General features: G+C 68.5%; 5 protein-coding genes and 1 pseudogene. 5 read left to right on the forward strand and 1 reads right to left on the reverse strand.

The window, feature by feature from the left end:
- Positions 1-216 precede the first annotated feature (216 nt).
- Genes macS through BN4332_RS04370 form a run of 4 tightly spaced genes read left to right on the forward strand, consistent with a single transcriptional unit; the run spans position 217 to position 4,412 of the window.
- A complete protein-coding gene (gene macS, locus BN4332_RS04355) occupies positions 217-1,377 on the forward strand; it encodes a MacS family sensor histidine kinase (RefSeq protein WP_066897342.1) in 1,161 nt (386 codons plus the stop codon).
- On the forward strand, positions 1,374-2,027 hold the full coding sequence (locus tag BN4332_RS04360; protein ID WP_066897343.1) for a LuxR C-terminal-related transcriptional regulator: 654 nt from the start codon (positions 1,374-1,376) through the stop codon (positions 2,025-2,027). The genes macS and BN4332_RS04360 overlap by 4 nt, the downstream gene beginning before the upstream one ends.
- Before the next feature lie 43 nt (positions 2,028-2,070).
- Positions 2,071-3,867, forward strand: a complete 1,797-nt coding sequence (locus BN4332_RS04365; protein WP_066897344.1) for a DUF2339 domain-containing protein — start codon at positions 2,071-2,073, stop codon at positions 3,865-3,867.
- 59 nt (positions 3,868-3,926) lie between these two features.
- Positions 3,927-4,412, forward strand: coding sequence for a Dps family protein (locus BN4332_RS04370; RefSeq protein ID WP_066897345.1), 486 nt, complete (start codon positions 3,927-3,929; stop codon positions 4,410-4,412).
- Here the strand turns inward: BN4332_RS04370 and BN4332_RS04375 are convergent.
- Positions 4,409-5,704 (reverse strand): adenylate/guanylate cyclase domain-containing protein, encoded by a 1,296-nt coding sequence (locus BN4332_RS04375; protein ID WP_066897346.1) that lies wholly within the window; start codon positions 5,702-5,704, stop codon positions 4,409-4,411. The genes BN4332_RS04370 and BN4332_RS04375 overlap by 4 nt on opposite strands.
- 206 nt (positions 5,705-5,910) lie before the next feature.
- On the opposite strand from BN4332_RS04375, the pseudogene BN4332_RS04380 reads away from it, so the two are divergent.
- A pseudogene (locus BN4332_RS04380) lies at positions 5,911-6,134 on the forward strand (hypothetical protein); the annotation flags it as partial.

Consider the following 6,134-nt stretch of genomic DNA (forward strand, 5'->3'; position numbering starts at 1 on the left):
GGCGGAGCCGACGTCGGCGCCTACTGCGGGTCCGGGGTGACGGCTGCCCTGGCGGTGGCAGGCTTGGCCGCAGCCGGGGTGGACGCGGCGTTGTTCCCGGGCTCGTGGTCGGAGTGGGCGTCAGATCCGGATCGTCCGGTGGCTCAGGGCGAGCGCTAGCGCGGACGCGCGAGATCGGTGCACCGGCACGCCGGTTGGCGACCTTATGCTGGGCAAATGCAGCGCAGCCCGGATCCGGTCACGCCGTTGTGGCGCGCCGCGCAGATCTTCCGGCTGCTGAGCTGTCTGTACGCGCTCGGGTTCCAGATCGCCGTCAACGACGATCTGGAGCGTCCGGCAACGGCCTGGGTGCTGTGCGCGGGCCTGCTGCTGTGGAGCATCGCTTGTGCGGTCGCCTACCTGCAGGGTTTCGGTCGGCGCCCGGCCTGGGTGCTCGCCGAGATCCTGGTGGTCGTGGCGCTGATGATGTCCACCGAACTGGTGGCGTCCGACCACTGGGTCGCCGACAACCAATCCTGGCCCACGACGCTGTGGGCCACCAACGCCACCATCTCGGCAGCCCTGCAGTTCGGTCCGGTCGGCGGGATGGCGGCCGGGTTGTCGGTGATGGCCGCCGCAGCCGCATTGAAGGGCTACGTCAGCATCAACTTGGGCCGCAACGCCACCATCGTCATCGAGTTGGCGGTGGGCCTCGCCGTCGGCATGGCCGCACAGACCGCGCGCCGGGCACACGCCGAGCTGGAACGTGCGGTGCGGCTGGCTGCCTCCCTCGAGGAGCGCGAGCGGTTGTCGCGCCGGGTCCACGACGGCGCCATCCAGGTGCTGGCGCTGGTATCGCGGCGGGGGCGCGAAATCGGCGGTGAGACAGCGCGGTTGGCGGAACTGGCCGGCGAGCAGGAGCGGGCGCTGCGGCGGCTGGTCAGCGCGCCGGACCCGGATGCGCACGCCGGCGGAGCCACCGACATCGGCGCGTTGCTGCGGTCCCGGGCCTCCGACCGGGTGTCGGTCAGCCTGCCCGCCGAACCGGTGCTGCTCGATCACGAAGCCGCTCACGAGTTGTTCGCGGCGGCGAGCAACGCGCTCGACAACGCAGCGGCCCACGCGGGGCCCGAGGCCCGGGTTTTCGTCCTGCTGGAGGACCTGGGGGACTCCGTGACGGTGAGCGTCCGCGACGACGGTGTGGGAATCGATGACGGCCGGCTGGCCGAGGCGGTCCGCGAAGGCCACGTGGGTATTTCCAAATCGATTGTCGGACGGATGGATTGGCTGGGTGGGCAGGCGCAGTTGAGCACCGCGCCGGGGTGCGGCACGGAATGGGAGCTGACGTTGCCGCGCTCACCCGGGGATCGTCACGCGACCGAGAAGGGACAAGGATGACCGAGGCTGCAGTGACCGTGATGGTCGTCGACGACCATCCGATCTGGCGTGACGCGGTAGCGCGCGATCTCGCCGACGAAGGCTTCGAGGTGGTGGCCACGGCCGACGGAGTGGCCGCGGCGCGCAGGCGTGCGGGTGTGGTGCTGCCCGACGTGGTGGTGATGGACATGAGCCTGTGTGACGGCACTGGCGCGGTGGCCACCGCGGAGGTGCTCACGGTGTCCCCGGCGTCGCGGGTGCTGGTGCTCTCGGCTTCCGACGAGCGCGACGATGTCCTGGAAGCCGTCAAGGCCGGTGCGACGGGGTATCTGGTGAAGAGCGCGTCGAAAGCCGAGTTGACGGCGGCGGTTCGGGCGACCGCCGCGGGGCGGGCGGTTTTCACCCCCGGATTGGCCGGCCTGGTGCTCGGTGAGTACCGGCGCATCGCCCAGCGGCCCGAGGACGGCCCGGCCACCCCGAGCCTGACCGAGCGGGAGACCGAGGTGCTGCGGTATGTGGCAAAAGGATTGACGGCCAAGCAGATCGCCACGCGCCTATCCCTGAGCCACCGCACGGTGGAGAACCATGTGCAGGCGACGTTCCGCAAGTTACAGGTCGCAAACCGTGTCGAATTGGCGCGGTACGCCATCGAACACGGCCTCGACGAGTAGTCCTACTCATCACGGCCGTCGATTTTGTTGCCACGATGACGACATGAGCGAACCTCATCATGTCGTCATCGCGAGGATGTCCTCCGATCTGTCCGCGATCTCGGCATACCTGAACCGGGTTTCGACGGACCTGGGGGAGCTGGGCCGGATTCTGGATCAGCGGGCGATGGTGGTGCCGCCCCATTTGCCTGTTCCGGCCCCGCTGCCGGTGCGGGCACCAGAACCCGCCGCGCCATCCGTCGTCGCCCCACCCACACCCGCCGCGTCAGCGCCCCCGCCGCGACCGGAGCGCTCGGAAGGTTGGATCGGCAAGGCGCTGGCGGTGGCCGGGGTGGTCGTGACACTGACCGGCGTGGTGCTGCTGCTGGTGTTGGCCGCCCAGGCGGGCATCCTGCGACCCGAGTTCCGGGTCGGGGCCGGCGCGGTGCTCGCCGCGGGCCTGGTCGGTGTCGGACGGTGGGTCTATCGCAGGCCCGACGGCCGGGTCGGCGCCATCGCCTTGGCGGCGACGGGCATCGCCGCCGCGTACATGGACGTGATCGCGGTGACGACGATCTATGACTGGGTGCCCGCGCCGATCGGCCTGGCGCTGGCCGCGGCGATCGGTGGCGGCGGCCTGATGCTCGCCCGGCGGTGGAACACCGAGCACCTCGGGCTGTTGGTCCTGGTGCCCTTGATCGCCCTGGCGCCCGTCGTCACCGATGGCGTGACCCTGCTGTTGATCGGATTCATGCTGGCCTTGTCCTCGGCGGCATTGCCGATCCAGATCGGCCGGGACTGGCCGTGGTTGCATGCCGCCCGGGTGGCCGCGCCCACGTTGCCGCTCATGGTCGCGCTGGCCTCGGCCTCATTCGGAGGCAGGCACGATCTGGTGCTCGTGCTGACGTGCGCGCTTGCGGCGGTGCTGGCCCTGGTCAGCGGGCTGACCTTGCTGCGGTGGACCACGAAACCGGCGGTGACGGCCGTACTTGCGGCAGGCGGAGTCTCCCCGGTGTTGTGTGTCTCGGCCGCAGCCGATCGCGTGATTGCCGCTCTCACGGTGGCTGCGCTGGCAGCTGCGCTGGTGGCGATCGTGGCGCTGGGCGATCGCTTGCCCGGGGGCACCGGGGTGGCCCGCCAGGTGTGGTCCGTGCTGGCTGCGGTCTCCGCTCTGGTTGCGGTGCTGGTTGCGTTTGACGGCCCGGTGGCCGGTCCGGTGGTGCTTGCGATGGCGTCGGCGGTGGCGGTCGCCGGACGCCGCGAGAAGGTGATTCGGGGGATAGCCGCCGGACTGGCCGGGGTCGGAGGGATGATCTACCTCGGCGTCGCGACGCCTGACATTCTGGCGCAGGCCACGAAACTATCTGCGGGGCTGAGTGTTTCGGTGCTGATCGGCAGCGTTCTGGTGGTGACGGCGGCAGCCGCGGTGGCGTGGGCCTGGTCGGCGGACGGCGATGCGGATCCCGAGGTGGTCCGGCTGGTGTGGGCGGCCGCGGTCATCGTGGCCGGCTATGCGGTCACCGTGTTCACCGTGACGGCAGGTGTGGCGATCGGCGGCAGCGGCGCCGGGTTCTTCGGCGGGCACATGGCGGCGACCATCTGCTGGATCGCGGTCGCGGCCGGCTTGCTCGGCTATGCGGCGAGGCGTCCCAAAGCGCAGCGCTCGCTGCCGATCGGAGGCGGGATGGCACTCGTGGCAGCCGCGATGGCCAAATTGTTCCTGTTCGACCTCGGGACCCTCGACGGAATGTTCCGGGTGGCGGTGTTCATCGTGGTCGGATTGGCGTTGCTGGGCATGGGTGCGGGATATGCGCGGTTGCTCAACCGGCAGGACCAGGCAGCCGAGCAGCCGCGGGCGTGAGTGCTGCCACAATTGATCTATTCTGGATTGATTCCAGAATAGGGACTGTTGTGTATGACATGAGTACACGTCGAATCGAATCTGATATCCAGGGCTACCAGGCCACTCCGGAGTTCGGCGGTCACCTGCAACAGGTGCTCGTCGATCTGATCGAGCTCGCGCTGCAGGGCAAGCAGGCGCATTGGAACGTCGTCGGCACGAACTTCCGCGATCTGCACCTGCAACTCGATGAGCTCGTCGATTTCGCCCGGGAAGGCGGCGACACCATCGCCGAGCGGATGCGCGCACTGGATGCCGTGCCGGACGGCCGGTCCGACACCGTCGCGGCGACCACCACGCTTCCGGAATTCCCCGGCTACGAACGCGGCACCGGCGAGGTCGTCGATCTCATCACTGCGCGGATCTACGCCACCGTGGGCACGCTCCGCGGGGTGCACGACGCGGTGGATGCGGAAGACCCCACCACTGCCGACATCCTGCACCAGTCGATCGAGGGACTGGAGAAGCTGGCCTGGCTGATCAAGTCGGAGAATCGCAAGGTTTAGCCCATTGCGGGCGGCACGACCGAGGCGGTGCGCACCGGCCCGGCACTCTCCAGCCGGGTGCGTACCGTCTCGTCGTCGCGACGCCCGACCAGGTACCAGGTGTGCATGACGCCCTTGCCCTTGATCTCCACGTCGCCGCGTTCCTCGAGCACGAAGGCGTGGTTGATCCGGTCATAGACGTTCTGCGGCACCTGAATTCGGCCGGCGATATCGGTTGTCTCCATCCGCGACGCGACATTGACCGCGTCGCCCCACACGTCGTAGAAGAACTTGCGGGCCCCCACCACTCCGGCCACCACGGGCCCGGCGGCCAGTCCGATCCGCAACGGCACCGCGCGGCCCCGCGGATCCTTGAGATCGGCGACGGCGTCGGCCAGATCGAGGGCCAGGCAGGCCAACGCCTCGATGTGGTCGGTGCGTGGCTTGGGTACGCCGGCCACGACCATGTATGAGTCGCCGGTGGTCTTGACCTTCTCCAGGCCATGGCGGTCCACCAGCGCGTCGAGGTCGGTGTACAGCCGGTCGAGAAACCGCACCAGGTCGGTCGGGGTCAGGTCACTGGCCCGTTCGGTGTAGCCGGCGATGTCGGCGAACAGGATCGACGCGTCGTCGTATTTGTCGGCGATGATCGTGCGCGCCGGATCCTTGAGCCGCTGGGCGATGGTCGTGGGCAGAATGTTGGCCAGGAGTTGTTCGGACCGCTGGTACTCGGCTTCCATCGCGTGCTCGGCCCGGGCGATCTCACGCAGCGACATCCATATCGTGGCAAACACCATCACCGCGGCGGAAACCGTGGAGATCACGAATCCGGCGGTCATCGCCCACGCCGGCCCGAGGCCCCGGTCACCGGGAACCAGCACCTCGAGTGCGATGGTGGCGGCCACCGCGAAGGCGGCCAGGGTGGCAGCGAGCACGATGCGCTCGATGCCCAGCACCAGGACCGCGAGCGATGCGGCGACCACAAAGTAGAACTGCAGGCCGGAATCCGTACCGATCGCAAAGCACATCGCCGATACCGACACATAGGCGATCAGGAAGAACGTCAGCGGCGCGATCAACTCGCCGAACCGGTACAGCAGCGGTACCAGTAGGAACAGTGCCGCCGAACCGAGGTTGACGAAGCCCAACCGCCACATCGGTCCGTCGAGGGTCAACTGGAAGATTCCGAAGCCCGCCGATACCGCGGCCGCGATCGACGTAGCGATGGTCAGCACGCGCAACCGGCTCGACACGCTCTCGGCATAGTGCCGGGTCCGGGCCGACACGCGGTTGTTCAGCGCCATCTCGGGCATGCACACCGAGCGTCGGAACTCGCTGACCACGACCAAAGCGTATCGCCGCAGGCCACCCGGTCGGCCGACATTGGCCGGGATGCTCGCCGCCGAGTGGTCCAGCAAACCTGGCCGGACGCCGGTGTGTCACAATGGGAACTTGTTCCAGTGAGTGCGGCGGTAGCCGCTGATCCTTCTGGGGGGATCTCGTCGTGGACCGGTCATGGATGCGCAACACCGCCGCTGGCTGCGCAATTGCTTGTGGCGCGATGGTCGCCGGTCCCGGCCTGGCCGGCGCCGCGGTGGCCTCGGCCGATCTGTTCGGGATCGATTTCGACGTCCTCGACATCTTCGATCACCACAAGGAAAAAAAGAAGAAGTCCGATCACGGGGCCAAGGTCGGTGCGCAGCGTAACGGCGGCTCCCAGAAGTCCAACGGCAGTCTCGGCGG

It is taken from the genome of Mycolicibacterium houstonense, assembly GCF_900078665.2.
Classification (GTDB): Bacteria; Actinomycetota; Actinomycetes; order Mycobacteriales; family Mycobacteriaceae; genus Mycobacterium; species Mycobacterium houstonense.

Coding starts and splice junctions, on each gene's coding strand:
- BN4332_RS04370 (WP_066897345.1), top strand. CDS start 3,927: ATGAGTACACGTCGAATCGAATCTGATATCCAGGGCTACCAGGCCACT.
- BN4332_RS04375 (WP_066897346.1), bottom strand. CDS start 5,704: ATGCCCGAGATGGCGCTGAACAACCGCGTGTCGGCCCGGACCCGGCAC.
- macS (WP_066897342.1), top strand. CDS start 217: ATGCAGCGCAGCCCGGATCCGGTCACGCCGTTGTGGCGCGCCGCGCAG.
- BN4332_RS04365 (WP_066897344.1), top strand. CDS start 2,071: ATGAGCGAACCTCATCATGTCGTCATCGCGAGGATGTCCTCCGATCTG.
- BN4332_RS04360 (WP_066897343.1), top strand. CDS start 1,374: ATGACCGAGGCTGCAGTGACCGTGATGGTCGTCGACGACCATCCGATC.